This is a genomic window from uncultured Rothia sp. (assembly GCF_916715725.1).
GTDB lineage: Bacteria > Actinomycetota > Actinomycetes > Actinomycetales > Micrococcaceae > Rothia.
Map to the genome: position 1 here is coordinate 68,434 of NZ_CAKAPD010000009.1, position 16,045 is coordinate 84,478.

A 16,045-nucleotide genomic window follows, 5' to 3' on the forward strand; every position below is an offset into this window, starting at 1 on the left:
GTATGAAGATTGCTTTTCGTTTTGAGGCCCGCTCTGATACGGGTCTGAAACGCTCGAAGAATGATGACTCCGGCTACGGTGGTCGTTTCCTTGCGGTCGTTGCTGACGGCATGGGCGGTCACGTGGGCGGCGATGTCGCGTCGGCTACGACGGTTCTGAATCTGACTCCGCTTGATCACCCTGATTTTGAGGACGGTACCGGTAGCATTTACCTGGCTGATGAGATTCAGAGCGCGAACCTGATTATTAATGAGCTGGCGGCGAATGATCCGCAGCTGGCGGGTATGGGTACGACCTGTACTGCCCTGCTGATTGATGGCGATTGTATTGAGCTGGCTCATATTGGTGACTCGCGTGCGTATCGTCTGCGCCCGGGTGCTGATGGTGAGTTTGAGCAGATTTCTACTGACCATACGTTTGTACAGCGTCTGCTCAATGAGGGTCGTATTACCCCGCAGGAGGCGGAGAACCACCCGCATAAGAACGTGATTATGCGCGTTCTGGGTGACGTTGACGCGTCCCCCGAGCTGGAGTTAAAGACTCTGGACGCTGTTCCCGGCGAGCGCTGGGTGCTCTCTTCGGATGGTTTGGATGCTGTGGTGTCCCTGTCGGAGATTGAGCAGGTCATGCGTTCTACCGATGACCTGTCGGAGATTGCTGACACTCTGATTGCGATGACTTTGGAGCGTGGCGCTCCGGATAACGTGACGGTTGTGTCTCTGCAGGTGATTGACCGTGAGGTTCTGCCGGTGGATGAGCCGGTGGGTCCTTCGAGCCTGCCTGAGTCTGCTCTGCCTGATTCGATTGTGGCGGAGCAGGAGGTCAGCACGAACACTCAGAAGCTTCCCGAGGTTGCTGCCACGGCTGAGGCTGCTGAGGCTATTTTGGGTGCGCACCATGATGAGGATTCCGAGGAGCGTTATCGTCGGTCGTTGCGCCGTTTCCGTCGTGCTCGTGACTTCTCTGGCACCCTGTTGCACAGTGGTTCTGGGGCGGTGCGTCACCATATCGGTACGTACGATAACGCCGTGGATGCGGCTCTTACGAATGCTGCGATTTTGCGTAGCGAGTTGGGTTCCCGCCCGCATCAGCTGGTTGGTGCCGCTTCGGTGGCTACTGAGACCGGCATGATTCCGGCGGTGACTTCTCGTACCCTGGAGCATCGTGCAACAGTGGCTCAGCGTGTGCCGTTGAAGGTTGAGTCTGATGAGGCGGCCCTGCCGGCTGAGCTGGAGGAGCTGATCGCTGAGGATACTGAGGAGCGTTCGCGTCCGCGGTCTTGGCCGATTCGCTTGTTCATTGCTCTGCTGGTTGCGGCTGTTTTGACGTTGGCTGCGTGGACCGGTCTGCGCTATGTGGAGCGTAGCTACTATGTGGGTGAGAGTGACGGCACGGTTGCGGTGTATAACGGTATTCCGCATGCGTTGGGCCCGATTCGCCTTTCTCACGTGGTGGAGAATACCGATATTCCTACGAGTGAGCTGAGCGATCATACGCGTTCTTTGTTGCGTAATGCGATTACGGCGAAGGACCTGGATGATGCGCACCAGATTGTGTCTCGTTTGAAGACTCAGGCGGATCAGACGCGTGAGAAGGCTGAGCAGGCCGCTGCTTCTGCCTCGGCATCGGCTTCCGCTTCCCCGAGCTCTGTGGCACCTAGTGAGGCTCCGATCTCTGGGGCACCGGGCTCTGATTCGGCGTCCCCGGCTCCTGAGCAGGCTTCTTCGGAGGCTCCTGCTGCGGTAGGCGGTGAGAACAATGGCTAAGTTCTCGTTCCGTCGTGAGTCGGATGCGCCTCGTGCACGCCGTTTCACGGAGCTTTTCCTGCTGGTTTTGGCGGTGGGGATCAGCTCCTTCGGCATGTACCTGATTGATCCGGAGCACGCTTTTGATACCTCGAAGAGCCAATGGTTGCCGTGCACGGTGGTGCTGGGCGCCGGTGCTCTTCTGATTCACTTGGTCATGCAGTTCCGCGCCCGTTACGCTGATCCGTTTATTCTGCCGCTGGTGGTGGCTCTGAACGGTATTGGTTTGACCATGATTTATCGTCTGGATCCGCAGATTGCGGCTCCGGTGGGTGATGGTCAGCTGATGTGGACCGGCGTGTCTATGGTGCTGTGCGCGATTATTGTGTTCGTGCTCAGGGATTACCGTCTACTGCGTAAGGTCACGTACACCTCCCTGGTGCTGTCGATGATTCTGCTCATCATGCCGCTGGTTCCGGGTCTGGGTATGGAGCTCAATGGTGCTCGTATTTGGATTCATATCGGTAACCGCACGTTCCAGCCGGGTGAGGTCGCGAAGATTACTCTGGCGATTTTCTTCGCCGGCTATTTGGCGACCCACCGCGACCTGATTCTGGTGGCTGGACGCCGCATCGGTCCTATCAATCTGCCGCGTCTGCGTGATTTGGCGCCGGTGTTTTTGGCGTGGATTGTGAGCCTGGGTGTTCTGGTGTTCCAGAAGGACCTTGGTTCGGCGATCATGTTCTTTGGCCTGTTCATGGCGATGCTGTACCTGTCGACCGGTCGTATTTCGTGGCTGGTGGTTGCGGGTGTCGGTATGGCTGTGGGTGGCTATTTCGCGTACCACTATGTCTCGCACGTGCATGCCCGTATTTATGCGTGGGTGCATGCTTTTGATCCGGAGGTTTACCAGGCGTCTCCTGGCGGTTCGGGTCAGATTCTGCAGGGCGTTTTCGGTCTGGCTTACGGCGGTCTTTTTGGCCGCGGTTGGGGTCAGGGCCGCGCGAACCTCGTCCCGTACGCTAATTCGGATATGATCATTTCCTCGTTGGGTGAGGAACTGGGCCTGGTGGGTCTGGGTGCCATCCTGATGATGTTCATGCTCCTGGTTTCGCGCGGTTACCGTGCGGCGTTGGGTACTCGTGATGGTTTCGGCAAGCTGCTGGCTGCCGGCCTGTCTACGGTCATGGTTCTGCAGCTGTTCGTGGTGATTGGCGGCGTAACTCGATTGATTCCGCTGACCGGTCTGACGACTCCTTTCATGTCTGCCGGTGGCTCCTCGTTGGTGGCTAACTGGATTATTGTGGCGCTGTGGTTGTCTATTTCTCATAGTGCCCGCGCACCTCACCTGGTGGCTGGTTATGATGCTCCGCAGGGTATTGACCATGCGGACACTAGCTACGAGCCGGAGGGTGCTACTAGCGTTCTGGCGCGCATTACGGCTAAGGATTCTGGAGGTGAGAAGAATGGATAGGGCTATTCGCCGCATGTGGATGTCTGCCGCGTGCGTGTTTGTCCTGCTGATGGGTACCCTCAGCTATATTCAGTTCTTCGATTCGAAGACGCTGATGAATAATCAGTGGAATTCTCGAGCGCTCTACGACAACTACGGTTCGGCACGTGGTTCGATTGTGGTTGACGGTACGGAGATTGCTTCGTCGGTGAAGTCCGATGATGAGTACAACTACCAGCGTGTGTATAACCACCCGCTCAAGTATGCGGCTCTGACGGGTTATTTCTCCACGATTTATGGCGCGACCGGTTTGGAAGCTGCTATGGATAAGGAACTTGCAGGCACGAGCGATAGCCAGTTCTACGACCGTGTGGCACAGCTGTTCAGTGGTTCTTCCGCGCAGGGCGCTAGCGTGGAGCTGACGATTAATTCGAAGCTTCAGGATATTGCCTACAACGCGCTACAGGGCCGTAAGGGTGCTGTGGTGGCGATGAACCCGAAGACCGGTGAGATTTTGGCGATGGCTTCTTCGCCGTCCTATGATCCGAATCTTCTGTCGGCTCATACGAGCTCTTCGGTTTTGGCGAATTACCAGGCGCTGACTTCTGACGAGGACAGCCCCCTGTTTAACCGTGCGATTGCGGGTAACACCTATTCGCCGGGTTCGCCCTTCAAGATTATTGATGCGGTGGCGGCGCTGGAGTCCGGCAAGTACAACGCATCTTCGGTCATTCCGAACCCCGCGCAGTTGCCGCTGCCGGGCACGAACATTACCCTGCCGAACTATACGGGCGGTCAGTGTTCGACCCGAACTCAGGCGACGATTGAGTGGGCTTTGGCTCAGTCCTGTAATACGCCGTTTGCGCAGATTGCAATGGATTTGGGTCAGGAGCGTATCGCGAAGACCGCTGAGAATTTTGGTTACGGCCAGGATTTGAAGATTCCTTTGACGGTTTCTAAGTCGTCTTTCCCGTCGAATCTGACGCAGAGTCAGCTGGCTCAGTCGGCGATTGGTCAGTACGACGTGAAGACCACTCCGCTGCAGGTGGCGATGACTTCTGCGGCGATTGCAAATGGCGGCGTGCAGATGAAGCCGAACCTGATTCGTTCGGTGAAGACCAGCAACCTGAGCACTTTGCAGGAGTTCTCTCCTGAGAAGCTGCGTACATCCACTAGCCCTGAAATTGCTAACCAGGTAAAGCAGTGGATGGTGAATGCGGTTGATAATGGTATTGCACGTAATGCTGGTGTCTCCGGTGTGAAGGTGGCGGGTAAGACCGGTACCGCGGAGACCACGGCAGGTTTGAATAATTCTTGGTTTACCGGTTTCGCGCCGGCTGATGATCCTCAGATTGCGATTGCTGTGGTCTACGAGGATATTGACGTGGCGACCGGTGCCCAGTTGGCAACCAGTACTAGTAAGCAACTCTTTGAGGCGGTGTTGAACAAGTGAGGCCTGCGGCTGATATCACTTTGGGCGGGCGCTACACCCTAACCGAACGTATCGCGATTGGCGGTATGGGCGAGGTGTGGAAAGCTCGCGACAAGGTGCTTGGGCGCATCGTTGCGGTCAAGATCCTCAAGGAGGAGTACACCGGTGACCCGGGCTTCTTGGAGCGTTTCCGCGCCGAGGCCCGTAATACGGCGCTGTTGAACCACCCCGGCGTAGCAAATGTTTTCGACTACGGCGAGGAGGACAACTCGGCGTACCTGGTGATGGAGCTGGTTCCGGGTAACCCGCTTTCGAGCATCATCGAGCATGAGACTACCCTGCCGCCCGATCGTATTCTGAACTTCATTGCTCAGACCGCTCGTGCGTTGGCTGCGGCTCATTCGCAGGGTCTGGTGCATCGTGACGTGAAGCCGGGTAACCTCATCATCACCCCGGATGACCGCGTGAAGGTGACCGATTTCGGTATTGCTCGTCTGGCTAATCAGGTGCCGTTGACGGCTACCGGACAGGTGATGGGTACTGCCCAGTATTTGGCGCCGGAGCAGGCGACCGGTCAGGCGGCTACCGCGTCTTCGGATATGTACTCGTTGGGCATTATTGGTTATGAGTGCCTGGTGGGTCGTCGTCCGTTTACGGGTGAGTCGCAGATTGCGATTGCGCTGGCTCAGGTGAATGATCCGCCGCCGCCGCTTCCGGAGACCATCCCGGCTCCGGCTCGTGCGCTAATTATGTGCCTGTTGGCGAAGGACCCGGCTCAGCGTCCTAAGGATGCAACCGCTCTGGCTTCTGCGGTGGATGCGATTCGTCGCCGCGATTTAAAGGCTGCGGTGAAGGCTGTTCCTTCTCTGGCTCAGTTCTTGGCTGAGGAGAACGCTGACGACGCTACCGTCGCGATGACCGCGATGGATGTTGCGGCTGAGCCGATTAGCGCTTCTGCTGCTCCGCGTTTTGGTTCTGGTGGTCGTTTCTCGCCGGAGCCGACGACGGCGCCGATTCCTCGCACGAGTGAGCAGACGATGCGTCCGGCTTCGGGTCGCGTGAAGTCTACTCCTGCTCCTGCAGCGAAGCGTGGCCCGAACGTCTGGATGTGGGTTGCTCTGCTTCTGGCAATCGTGCTGATTGCTGGCGGTATTTGGACGGTTCTTTCCTCCAATAATGGTGGCGGTTCGACTGATCCGGTTCCGAGCGCTTCTTCGTCTGCTGTTCCGACGAACACGGGTACCGTTTCGACGGTGGAGCCGACTGAGTCTGCTTCTGCCCGTGCCGCTAAGCAGAAGGTGACCGTCAACGCGATTAACTACGAGGGTCGCGAGCTGCAGGATGCGGTGAACGAGCTGAAGAACCTTGGCTTGTCCCCCAAGACTGAGGGTGTTGAGTCGACTCAGCCGGAGAACACGGTGATTTCGGTTTCTCCGACGGGTACTTTGGAGCAGGGTAATAGCGTGACTGTTCGCTATTCGACCGGTCCGAAGTCGGTGACTTTGCCGTCGAACCTTGAGGGTAAGAACGTTGACGAGGCGTCGAAGGCTGTTGCCGCTCTGGGTGTGAACGTTTCTCTGCATTATGAGAATTCGGACACTGCGGCCCCCGGTACGGTGCTTCGTACTACCCCTTCATCTGGCACCAAGGTCACGGTTGGTAGTAATGTAGACATGTATGTGGCCTCTTCCAGTTCGGGTAGGGGTTCGAGTGCGAGCGCTTCTGCTGCACCGTCTGCGTCGGCTTCTGCTTCCGCTTCTGCGTCGGCGCGTTAGCCCCTACGTTTTGATTTAGTTTTAGTCTTAGTGATCCAGGAGAACTTATGGACCTGTCGGTTCCCGACACGGTTGATAACCGTTACAAGGTACTCGAGGTAATCGGTACCGGTGCGATGGCAACCGTTTATGCTGCTGAGGATACTCGCCTCGGCCGCAAGGTTGCGCTTAAGATTCTGCGCCCGGAGCAGGCCCAGGACGATACGTTCCGCGCACGCTTTAAGCGTGAGGCGGAGGCTGTGGCGTCTCTGAACAATCCTGCGATTGTTGCTGTCTATGACACCGGTTCGTACAACCCCTCGCAGGATGGCAAGGAGTCTGATTCTTCGGATGAGGGCACCGCTATTCCTTATATCGTGATGGAGTACGTGGAGGGTCACACTCTTCGTTCCATCCTGTCCCGTGGCGGCCACCTGCCGGTCCGTGATGCTTTGGGTTATTCCGAGCAGCTGCTGGGTGCTTTGCAGTACAGCCACTCGATGGGCATTATTCACCGCGACATTAAGCCGGCGAATATTATGGTGCTGGAGCGTACCAGCGAGGATATCGCTAAGGGTCAGCCCGGCCAGATTAAGGTCATGGATTTCGGTATTTCCCGTGCCATTGAGGAAGCTGGCGAGGCGCTGACCAAGGCTAACGTGGTGATGGGTAGCGCACGCTACATGTCCCCTGAGCAGGTGAGCGGCAAGGATGTTGACGCCCGTAGCGACCTGTACTCTGCTGCCTGCGTGATTTACGAGATGATTGCTGGTCGTTCTCCGTTCGATGCTGAGTCGAATGTTGACCTGGCTGCTAAGCACCTCTCTGACACTCCTGAGCCTCCGAGCAAGTTCACCCCGCTTGAGGTTCCGGCGGGTCTGGATGCTGTGATTCTGAAGGGTCTGGCGAAGAACCCGGATGAGCGTTATCAGAGCGCGGCTGAGTTCGCTCAGGCTCTGGTGTCGGTTGTTCGCCCGGGTGAAGAGACCGTGGTTCAGGATGCAGCGATGACTACTGCTTTCGTTCCTTCGGCAACTACCGCCTCCCTGGGTGATGACTACGCCCCGTACACCACCTCGATCACTGAGGCTTCGGTGGAGGACGGCGGTCTTAACGGCTTCTTCGAGTATGAGGACGATGAAGAGCTGTACGAGGATGAGGAGTACGCGGAGTACGATGAGTCTTCGCCGCGTAAGCGTGCGTGGGTTCGTTTCCTCGTGGGTACTCTGATTGCGGCTCTGCTGGTCTTCAGTGTCGGCTCGGTGCTGTACTACCAGAACAAGCTGAACGAGGTTCCGCAGGTTTCGGTTCCGGCTGTGGTGAATGTTTCCCGCGATGATGCCGATAACCAGCTGCGTAACTTGGGCTTCGTGCTGGATTACCGTACGGCTTACTCTGACAACATCAAGAAGGGTGACGTGATTAGCGTCGAGCCGGGTGTTGGCTCGAAGGTTAACAAGGGTTCGACCGTGACTGTGACCGTTTCGAGTGGTCCGGAGAAGGTCAAGCTGCCGGATAACCTGCAGGGTCAGAGTGAGGCGTATGTCCGTAACGCTCTGAAGGACCTGGGTCTGGTGGATGGCCGCGTCTCCACTGTGGAGAGCGCTTCCGTTCCTGCCGGTATGGTTGTGGAGCTTTCCCCGGAGAAGGGCTCGACCGATGATAAGGGTGCTCAGACCGTTGAGGCTGGTAGCACCGTGAACATCGTCCTGTCCTCCGGTAAGGTGAAGGTCCCCTCGCTGGTGGGTCTGACCAAGGATCAGGCTATTGCTGCTCTGACTGCTCAGGATGTTCTGCTGAACACCAACATTGAGACCGTTCAGACCAATGAGCGTCCTGCTGGTACCGTGCTTTCGCAGAGCTCTGCGGCGGGTACTCTGGTGGCTCAGAACAGCACCGTGACGATTCGTGTGGCGGCTACTCCGACTCAGACGACTGCACCGACTCAGCAGGCTACTCAGCCGGCTGCATCGACCGGTAACCAGAACGCTACTACTGGCAACCAGAACCAGCAGCGTCAGGCTACCCAGCAGGCTACTCAGCCGGCTGCATCGACCGGTAACCAGAACGCTACCACTGGCAACCAGAACCAGCAGCGTTCTACCGCTACGGCTACTCCGGCACCGGCTGCGTCCGCTACTGCGGGTACCCGTACGATTCAGGGTAATAACGCGAATACCAATGCCAATGCGAACAACGCAAACGCTAACGCGAATGCCCGCTAAGGGGTTCTAGCGGCTAGCTACGATAAAGGGGCGGCGCTCCACACCGTTGGGTGTGGGGCGCCGCCCCTTTCGTGTATCTGCCCGTGTGTCTGTCTGTGTGCTTTGTTCGTGTACCGGGGCTTGCTCGCGGCTACGGGCCAGATAGAGCTATCGCCTCCAGCTTCCCTGTAGCGTGACTGCTACGGGGCTTCTGGAGGCGATATAAGCCACTGAGGGCTCTAAAGGCTAGAAGGGCTAGGCCATGAGGGGTGAGAGGCTCTTAGAGCGTTCTGCGGCGCCCTGCAGGCCGGTTTCTTCGAGCCAGTTGCCGAGCATGAGGTATCCGCTTTCGGTCAGGACCGATTCGGGGTGGAACTGCACGCCGTGCATGGGGGCTTCACGGTGGCGCAGGCCCATGATGATGCCGTTGTCGGTCGTGGAGGTGGTTTCCAGGACGTCGGGCATGGTTTCGGGTACAACCGCCAGGGAGTGGTAGCGGGTCGCGGTGAAGGGGCAGGGCACGTCCTTGAACACGGAGACGTTATCGTGCACCAGCTGCGAGGTCTTGCCGTGCATCAACTCGGGGGCGTGGGTGACGGTGCCGCCGAATGCCTCAGCAATAGCCTGGTGGCCCAGGCAGACGCCCAGCAGCGGCTTCTTCGCTTCCGCGGCCCAGCGGATGGTGTCGATGATGACGCCTGCCTCTGCGGGGGCACCGGGGCCGGGAGAGACGAGCACGCCGTTGTGTTCTTCGGCGAGCTTGATGACTTCGTCGAGTTCGTATTCGTCGTTACGGATGACGGTGGTTTCAGCGCCGAGCTGCTGGATGTAGCCGACGAGGGTGAAGACGAAGCTGTCGTAGTTGTCGATAACAAGGATGCGGGTCATGGCACGTCCTTAGCGCTAATGGTTGATGGTGACGTTCAGGTTGAAGGGGCCGTACTCTGCGAAGTGGGGGAAGACGAATTCCATGAGCAGGTAGACTACGGCGAGTATCAGCACGATGGCGATAATGATGCGAACCCACAGGGGGCCGGGGAGGTGGCGGAAAATCCATGCGTACATCTGCTTTTCCTCTCAGATTTAGGATTTTGCGACGGAGGCGGCAATTTCTGCGGGCGCTCCGGCTGCGGCGGGCCGCCAGGATTCGAGGCGGGCGTGGACAATGTATCGTTCGGTGTCGCCGTAGCGCGGGTGGCAGGTGGTGAGCGTCAGGAGGCGCTCGGTGGGTGCTACGCCGGGCTGTCCGGGGACGGGTTCGATGACTTCTACCTGGTCGGGCTGCACGATTTCGTGGCTGTAGACGGTGTAGGTGTAGTAGCCGTCTTTGGTGCGCACGTAGATGTGGTCGCCTTCGGTGAGCAGGTCGATGTCGTTGAGGACTTTACCGCGGGTTTGGCGATGGCCTGCGAGGGAGAAGTTGCCGACCTGGCCGGGCATGGCGCTTCCTTCGTAGTGGCCGAGGCCGAGGGAGTCGAGCACGTCGGAGCTGGTGCCCTGGGTTGCGGGGCGCTGGTAGTCGGATCCGAACTTGGGGATGTAGACGACGCCGAAGACTTCACCGTGGCCGGGTTCGCTCAGACCGGCGGGAGGGGTGTTGGGGTCCCAGTCGGGGACGGGTTCGCCGGGATTGGAGTCGAACTCCTGAACGAGGGTGCTGACGGCTTGGGATTGGGTGCGGTCGGCGTCGATGTTGGTCCACCAAAGCTGCCATGCGACGAAGAGGAGCAGTACGACTCCGATGGTGATGAGGAGTTCGCCTGTAATCTGGATGACCCAGTGCAGCACGCTGCGGGGGCGGCGCTCTGCGGTGGGTGCCGTTCCTTGACTCATGCGGTCTCCTTTGTCTTCTGGGTTATGTATGTTCTTGGGCGCCGGGTGGCGTTCCTTATCTTTCAACGCGGGGAGAAGGTGAAATCATCCCGTAAGTCTGCAAAGATAGGTGTGAACATATATTTTTAGGTTACCCATACAACAATAAGCGGAGGAAGTATGTCGACCAACTCGGCTAAGGCATCGTCCAAGAAGAAGTCTCAGAAGTCTGCTAAGTCTGAGGTGGAGGATGCGAGCGAGCTGCGTCTGCGTGAGATTGCTCGTGAGATGGAGAGCGGCACGCAGCTGAAGGAGCAGACTCCGTTGTGGTACCGCGTGATTATGTTCTCGCTGTTGGCGGTGGGCATTCTGTGGATTATTGTTTTCTACATTACGCAGGGCCTGTTCCCGATTCCTGATCTGGGTATGTGGAATGTGAGTGTTGGTGTGGGCGCCATGATGGTGAGCATGCTGATGATGACTCGCTGGCGTTAAGACTTATGCGTTAGATTTTATGAGAGAGGCGGTCGTCCCGTATGGGGCGGCCGCCTCTCTGTGTTTGGGGTCTGCCTGTTTGGCAGGGCTGGAGTTAGAGCGCCTCCGCATTACCTGTCTTTGTTCTTGCTCGGAAGATTGCGGTCATGGCGACCATGATAAGCAGCTCGGTGAGGGTTTGAGTGAGCACGGTGGCGCCCATGAGGCTCGCTTCGGGGTTCCCGTTGTGTGCCAGGCGTTGTGCGCAGAGCGCGACGACGGGGTAGATGATGAGGGCGTTGCGGGTGACGGCGCTGAAGGTTACGGAGATGCGTTCCGGTCGGCTCATCACCTTGCTGAGGCACCATGCAGCGCCTCCTGCGAGGATTGCGTAGGTGAGGTAGAGTCCGGCGAGTCGGGGAATGAGCTGCGTTTCGTTCAGTACCGCCGGGGTATAGGCGGAACACATGAGCGCAAGGAGCAGGCACATGAGGGGAATCATCGCGGCATCACTGATGGTGCGTACGCGTTCGTAGGTTTGTTGGCGCTGCGGTGAGCGGGTTGACCAGCGTTGCGCGAGGTAGGCGGCTACTAGAGGTACGATGAGCAGTGCCAAGCTGAGGTAGCTTTCAGCGGGGAGGGGGAATATTTCTCCCATCACCCCAATATCCAATATTCCTATATATGCATATGAACTAGTCCAAACTGGAATAGAAATGATTTGGGCACCAAGCAGATAGGGTGTTGCCGCCAGCAAACCGCGATATTCCCCTCCAGCAATACACGCAAAAACCACAACGTAATCCACGCATGGAGCCAGCAAAACAATCACCGTTGCTAGAGCAACGGGACCACCTTCGGGTACGAAGAGGGGAACGAGCAGAGCTACTAGAATCGGGGTTCCCATGACTGCTACCAGCACCACCGTGCGAGTGAGTCTCTTGTACTGACCGGCACCCATGCCGGTTAGGGGCATGAGCGCGAAGTTAGTCCACAGGAGCGCACCGAGCGCGTAGGGCACGAGCTGCTCAGAAACCAGACTCCACCCACCCAGTCCCGCGCAGGCAACTCCCACGGCCATGGAGGCGAGGTAGAGAGCCACCTGGTGGCGTTCCATATAGCTCACGGAGCCATCCTCTTCTAGTAGATCAGGTCGCCTCGTGCCGCTTCGTGGACGCGGCGGGTTACGGTTTCCATGACGGGCGAGTTGATGTTCCAGCGCTGCCAGTAGAGGGGGAATTCTACGGGGGTTGCGGCGAGCTTCACGAGGTGCCCGCTTGCGAGCTCTTCGGCGCATTGCGCTTCGGGAATGAGACCCCAGGCGATACCGGCGCTGACGGCGCGCGCATAGTCCGGGGAGGAGGGAATGTAGATGGTGGGGCTTTGGGTGAAGGTTTCTTCAGCCTCCAGACCTACTTCTTGTTCAATGAGGACTCGCGCTACGTCCTGCACGAAGTCTTTGCGGTCGTATTCGACGACGGGGGCACGGTTGAGCTCTTCGCGGCTTACGCGCTTGGGCCAGCCGGGTAGGTATCGCTGTACGTAGTCGGGGGTTGCGACGCACCAGTAGCGTGCCACGCCGAGGGTTTCAACGGAGCAGCCGGGGATTTTTTCGGGTTTGGAGGTGATGACTGCCATGACTTCTCCGGAGCGGAGCATGGCGGAGGAGTGGAATTCACCTTCTCGTCGCAGGTCGCAGAAGATGCTGTCTTCGCGACTGAGAGTTCCGACGGCGTCGATGAACCAGGTGGCGAGCGAGTCGGCATTGACCGCCACGGAGACGCTTTGGAAGCCGCCGGCACCCATGAGTTCGCGTTCCATTTCTTGCTGCAGGAATTCACTCTGGCGGGCGATGCGCAGCACGCTCTGTCCGGCATCCGTGGGGGTCACGGGATTGCTTCGGCGTAGCAGAACCTTTCCGGCGATCTGCTCCATGGCTTTGATGCGCTGGGAGATGGCGGAGGGGCTCACCCGCAGAACATCTGCCGCGGCATCGAAAGTGCCGTATTCGATGACGGCGGCAAAGGTGGAGAGCTGGTCGGTGCTGAAACGTGTCATAAGAATATCTTACGCAGTGTGAAAATATTTAGATAGATTTAGGGTTTGTTTTCTCGTATTCTCGTCTCTGGCGCTTCACACTGTAGCTAATACGGCAATATCCCTGTATCACGGGCTTTTGCCTGGCAAGCTGATATTAGAGAAGCCACCGACCGCACTATCCGCGAAGCCCGTGCCCCATTTGACCCGCATAGAAAGTTTCACCATGCCCACCTCCCTGTCCCTGCTGTTTCTGGGTGCTACCACCACGATTTCTTTGGTGGCGGCTATTGGTGCCCAGGGAACTTTTGTGCTGCGTCAGGGTATTTTGGGTCGGCATATTACCCCGATCATTATTTTCTGTATCCTGTCGGATGCTCTGATGATTGGCTTGGGCGTGGTGGGTCTGGGCGCTCTGCTGGATGCGGCACCGTGGTTTATTGAGGTGTTCCGCTATGTGGGTGCGGCGTTTTTGGCGTGGTTCGGCTACGAGTCGGCGAAGCGTGTTTTCACCCCGCATGCGGTTGTCGTTGAGGAGGGTACCGAGGATGCGCAGTCGTTGAAGGCAGCCCTGCTAACCACGGCGGCGGTCACCTACCTCAACCCGCTGGCGTGGTTGGACACAACGATTTTCCTCGGTTCTCTGGCTAATACGCAGGGCGATCCCGGCCGCTGGTGGTATTACCTGGGCTGCTGCTGCGGTAGTGTTATCTGGTTTTTGATGCTCGGGTATGGTTCGCGTCTGCTTCGTCCGCTCTTTGCGCGTCCTTCGGCATGGCGTGTTTTGGATGGGGCGACGGCGCTTCTCATGGCGTACCTGGTGTTCAATCTGCTGACGATGAACCTGTCGACCCACTAGCTTCTACCCCCTACCCAACCTCTTTTATGCCTTTTCAGGCTCTTTTTCCGTGTCTTCCTCTTCTTCATGGAGTACGAGTACTTCGTTCTTGGGCATGGTGAGCAGGCCCAGGTAGATATCGCGAATAACCAGGATGTGCTTGATTCGCTCGATCATGGGTTTGAGGAAGCTTCGGGCGTATTTTTCGTCGCTACTGGTGGTTGCGACGAAGCTGAGCCCGGAGAACACGGCAACGATCATGGACACCTTGATGACCACGGCGTTGATGTTGGTGTCTACGCCGAGGATTTTGAGGTGTTCGGGTTTGACGGTCATCCAGGATTCGATGGTGGTGTCGCTAATGGCGATGGAGGAGAACCCCATGAAGAACCCGAAGACGAGCAACATAAAGAGGCTCGCCTGAATAATCTGCCCAATCATAGGGATGATGATAAGGTTGCCCCAGGACGCAATTTTGAGGGGTCGGTGTTCGAGGATTTTCTTCTCTTCGACCCAGTCTTGGACGGTGTTCCAGATTCCCCCTTCGAGGGCCGCGGCGCGTTCGTAGTCGTTCTCGGTAAAGCTTGCAATGTCGTCGCCTCTATTGCGGCCCAGAAGGCGCGCTGTGCGCTCTAGGGAGGTCGTGACGATCACGAACACGGCGAGGAGTCCCATGAGCCCCAGAACAGCCCAGGTGCGCGGGAAGCTGAGCCTGTTGGCGAGCTTCCAGAGGTCTGCGTTCACGAAGATGAAGAGCACGGACACCATGAGTACGGGTAGTACTTTCGCAATCATGGGTGGCAGGGAGGCGAGCTGGTGGATGGCATGTTTGAAGGACCACCCTAGGATGGTGTCTACGCCGAGGAAGATGGCGAGGTAGATGCCCACAACGATGAGCGGGAATACTTGGGAACCGTCGTAGACGAAGTCGAGGCCGTCGAGGCTGCTGGATTCAAAGACACTGGCGACAAAGAGCATGCCGGCAAAAAGTACGGTAAGAATACCCGTGGTGATTTGAACCCACTGCGGGGTGCGGACCATGAGTATATGGGCAAGAGTAATGAACACACCGGAGATTATCGGCATCACGAGGAAGATACCACCGAGCACCAGCATGGGTAGCACTTCATCGCTGAGCGCGGTGTTGGTCGTGATGGCTTTAATGTATTCCGGGAGGGAACCATTTGCGTTATCAACTACGAGAATGAGGATATCGCGTAGGAAGATATAGCAGACGTGCATGATACTCGCCCACAGGATCCAGGGTACGGAGCGGGGGAACGCATCGAGAGCACGCTGACGTGCAGGAATGATGAGGGGTACGCCCTGTTTGCGGAACCAGATATTGCTCTGCTTCAGCGCATCAGTCTTGCTGTAGCGCTGAGGTTGTGCCTCTTCTGCCACAGCTTTAGTGCGCAGCCGCGCCCAGATGGGGCGTGCGTCCTTCTGCTGTGCGGTGTTCTGCTCCTGTGTGCTCATGACATACCACTCTACAGGGTCGAGCAGGCCCTTTGATTATGTACCTTTTAGAGTTCTTCTTTCTCGAGCTCAGATCCAATAAAGCGAGCGTATGCGCCTATGAGTAGCTCAGCTGCTTCTTCGTGTCCGGCGTAGATACCTAGTTCCTCGTCCTCACGGCCTGCGCAGGTGCCGCTACTGATTTCGAGTAGGGATTGGGATGCCTCTGCAGTCTCCAGTGCCAGGGCGTCCAGGATGAAGCTCAGGCTTTCTTCCGATTCTTCAGCTACTCCCAGGAGGCGTCCTAGACGCGTCCCCTGATAGGGCGCAATGCTGAGGACGTCTTCGTTCTCGCACTGGATAATACGCGCGACAGGAATAATATCCCCGTCTGCTGTCTCTTCGAGCAGCAGCTCAGTAGAGAGGTCTATATGGCTTTCCTCGCTCTGTAGGATCTGCCTGGGCCACCAGAGGTGAATGTATTCGGTGAGTGCTGCCCATGCTTCGTGAGGCTCCAGCGAGCTCTCTACGTAGAGTGCCGCAGTCCGTTCTTCATTAGCCTGTTGCTGCTGATCGATTTGCTCGGGTGCGTGGGAAAACATGGGGTATTGCATGGTTCTACTCTATCCCAGTGCGCTCCTCTCTGGAGGGCCCGGTAGATTCATGGGGTTCTGAGGGTACAAAAAAAGGGGCAGACCCGCGTGGGTCTGCCCCTTTTCCAACTTTAGCTGTTAAAGCAAAAGAGCCCGCGTAAGCGGGCTCTTTTTATTGCCTATTGGATTGTTATCCAAAAACCATACAGTGAACGCAAACAACACAAAACTTCTTGAAAAGTAAG

14 protein-coding genes are annotated in these 16,045 nt (G+C 57.5%); 7 read left to right on the forward strand and 7 right to left on the reverse strand.

Going from position 1 to position 16,045, the window contains the following annotated elements; all coding sequences use genetic code 11:
* Positions 1 to 2: 2 nt before the first annotated feature.
* The 5 genes from QZ822_RS06455 to pknB are packed head-to-tail and all read left to right on the forward strand — an operon-like array spanning position 3 to position 8,609.
* Positions 3 to 1,766, forward strand: a complete 1,764-nt coding sequence (locus tag QZ822_RS06455) for a PP2C family serine/threonine-protein phosphatase (protein WP_294643431.1) — start codon at positions 3 to 5, stop codon at positions 1,764 to 1,766.
* The gene (locus QZ822_RS06460) at positions 1,759 to 3,219 is read left to right on the forward strand and encodes an FtsW/RodA/SpoVE family cell cycle protein (RefSeq protein ID WP_294643433.1); all 1,461 of its coding nucleotides are present in this window, start codon (positions 1,759 to 1,761) and stop codon (positions 3,217 to 3,219) included. The genes QZ822_RS06455 and QZ822_RS06460 overlap by 8 nt, the downstream gene beginning before the upstream one ends.
* Complete coding sequence (locus tag QZ822_RS06465) at positions 3,212 to 4,651, forward strand: penicillin-binding protein 2 (protein WP_294643434.1); 1,440 nt, start codon at positions 3,212 to 3,214, stop codon at positions 4,649 to 4,651. Before QZ822_RS06460 ends, QZ822_RS06465 begins: the two co-directional genes overlap by 8 nt.
* Positions 4,648 to 6,405, forward strand: coding sequence for a protein kinase (locus QZ822_RS06470; protein WP_049354378.1), 1,758 nt, complete (start codon positions 4,648 to 4,650; stop codon positions 6,403 to 6,405). The genes QZ822_RS06465 and QZ822_RS06470 overlap by 4 nt, the downstream gene beginning before the upstream one ends.
* A 47-nt stretch (positions 6,406 to 6,452) precedes the next feature.
* A complete protein-coding gene (gene pknB, locus QZ822_RS06475) occupies positions 6,453 to 8,609 on the forward strand; it encodes a Stk1 family PASTA domain-containing Ser/Thr kinase (RefSeq protein ID WP_049354379.1) in 2,157 nt (718 codons plus the stop codon).
* A 234-nt stretch (positions 8,610 to 8,843) separates the two neighbouring features.
* Here the strand turns inward: pknB and QZ822_RS06480 are convergent, their stop codons facing one another.
* From QZ822_RS06480 to QZ822_RS06490, 3 genes are read right to left on the reverse strand one after another with little or no spacing between them, the layout of a single operon-like run.
* Positions 8,844 to 9,476: an aminodeoxychorismate/anthranilate synthase component II gene (locus QZ822_RS06480; protein WP_294643437.1), complete on the reverse strand. Its 633-nt coding sequence runs from the start codon at positions 9,474 to 9,476 to the stop codon at positions 8,844 to 8,846.
* Positions 9,477 to 9,491: 15 nt separating this feature from the next.
* Positions 9,492 to 9,653, reverse strand: a complete 162-nt coding sequence (locus QZ822_RS06485; protein WP_005507386.1) for a hypothetical protein — start codon at positions 9,651 to 9,653, stop codon at positions 9,492 to 9,494.
* A gap of 18 nt (positions 9,654 to 9,671) precedes the next feature.
* Positions 9,672 to 10,421: a class E sortase gene (locus QZ822_RS06490; protein ID WP_049345744.1), complete on the reverse strand. Its 750-nt coding sequence runs from the start codon at positions 10,419 to 10,421 to the stop codon at positions 9,672 to 9,674.
* A 159-nt stretch (positions 10,422 to 10,580) separates the two neighbouring features.
* On the opposite strand from QZ822_RS06490, the gene QZ822_RS06495 reads away from it, so the two are divergent.
* Positions 10,581 to 10,895, forward strand: a complete 315-nt coding sequence (locus QZ822_RS06495) for a cell division protein CrgA (RefSeq protein ID WP_005507388.1) — start codon at positions 10,581 to 10,583, stop codon at positions 10,893 to 10,895.
* A 94-nt stretch (positions 10,896 to 10,989) separates the two neighbouring features.
* Here QZ822_RS06495 and QZ822_RS06500 read toward each other — a convergent pair whose 3' ends face one another.
* On the reverse strand, positions 10,990 to 12,000 hold the full coding sequence (locus QZ822_RS06500) for a hypothetical protein (RefSeq protein ID WP_294643440.1): 1,011 nt from the start codon (positions 11,998 to 12,000) through the stop codon (positions 10,990 to 10,992).
* A 14-nt stretch (positions 12,001 to 12,014) separates the two neighbouring features.
* Complete coding sequence (locus QZ822_RS06505) at positions 12,015 to 12,932, reverse strand: LysR family transcriptional regulator ArgP (RefSeq protein WP_049354382.1); 918 nt, start codon at positions 12,930 to 12,932, stop codon at positions 12,015 to 12,017.
* A 205-nt stretch (positions 12,933 to 13,137) separates the two neighbouring features.
* Here QZ822_RS06505 and QZ822_RS06510 point away from each other — a divergent pair, with 205 nt between their 5' ends.
* On the forward strand, positions 13,138 to 13,770 hold the full coding sequence (locus QZ822_RS06510) for a LysE/ArgO family amino acid transporter (RefSeq protein WP_294643445.1): 633 nt from the start codon (positions 13,138 to 13,140) through the stop codon (positions 13,768 to 13,770).
* A gap of 24 nt (positions 13,771 to 13,794) precedes the next feature.
* On the opposite strand, the gene QZ822_RS06515 is transcribed toward QZ822_RS06510, so the two are convergent.
* Both QZ822_RS06515 and QZ822_RS06520 read right to left on the reverse strand, forming a co-directional pair.
* Positions 13,795 to 15,228 (reverse strand): D-mannonate dehydratase, encoded by a 1,434-nt coding sequence (locus QZ822_RS06515; protein ID WP_294643447.1) that lies wholly within the window; start codon positions 15,226 to 15,228, stop codon positions 13,795 to 13,797.
* Positions 15,229 to 15,275: 47 nt separating this feature from the next.
* The gene (locus QZ822_RS06520) at positions 15,276 to 15,809 is read right to left on the reverse strand and encodes a GTPase (protein ID WP_294643449.1); all 534 of its coding nucleotides are present in this window, start codon (positions 15,807 to 15,809) and stop codon (positions 15,276 to 15,278) included.
* Positions 15,810 to 16,045: the final 236 nt, after the last annotated feature.

Excerpts from the sequence above, each read along its gene's own strand:
- QZ822_RS06455 (WP_294643431.1), top strand. The coding sequence starts at position 3 with ATGAAGATTGCTTTTCGTTTTGAGGCCCGCTCTGATACGGGTCTGAAA.
- QZ822_RS06460 (WP_294643433.1), top strand. The coding sequence starts at position 1,759 with ATGGCTAAGTTCTCGTTCCGTCGTGAGTCGGATGCGCCTCGTGCACGC.
- QZ822_RS06465 (WP_294643434.1), top strand. The coding sequence starts at position 3,212 with ATGGATAGGGCTATTCGCCGCATGTGGATGTCTGCCGCGTGCGTGTTT.
- pknB (WP_049354379.1), top strand. The coding sequence starts at position 6,453 with ATGGACCTGTCGGTTCCCGACACGGTTGATAACCGTTACAAGGTACTC.
- QZ822_RS06480 (WP_294643437.1), bottom strand. The coding sequence starts at position 9,476 with ATGACCCGCATCCTTGTTATCGACAACTACGACAGCTTCGTCTTCACC.
- QZ822_RS06485 (WP_005507386.1), bottom strand. The coding sequence starts at position 9,653 with ATGTACGCATGGATTTTCCGCCACCTCCCCGGCCCCCTGTGGGTTCGC.
- QZ822_RS06490 (WP_049345744.1), bottom strand. The coding sequence starts at position 10,421 with ATGAGTCAAGGAACGGCACCCACCGCAGAGCGCCGCCCCCGCAGCGTG.
- QZ822_RS06495 (WP_005507388.1), top strand. The coding sequence starts at position 10,581 with ATGTCGACCAACTCGGCTAAGGCATCGTCCAAGAAGAAGTCTCAGAAG.
- QZ822_RS06505 (WP_049354382.1), bottom strand. The coding sequence starts at position 12,932 with ATGACACGTTTCAGCACCGACCAGCTCTCCACCTTTGCCGCCGTCATC.
- QZ822_RS06510 (WP_294643445.1), top strand. The coding sequence starts at position 13,138 with ATGCCCACCTCCCTGTCCCTGCTGTTTCTGGGTGCTACCACCACGATT.
- QZ822_RS06515 (WP_294643447.1), bottom strand. The coding sequence starts at position 15,228 with ATGAGCACACAGGAGCAGAACACCGCACAGCAGAAGGACGCACGCCCC.
- QZ822_RS06520 (WP_294643449.1), bottom strand. The coding sequence starts at position 15,809 with ATGTTTTCCCACGCACCCGAGCAAATCGATCAGCAGCAACAGGCTAAT.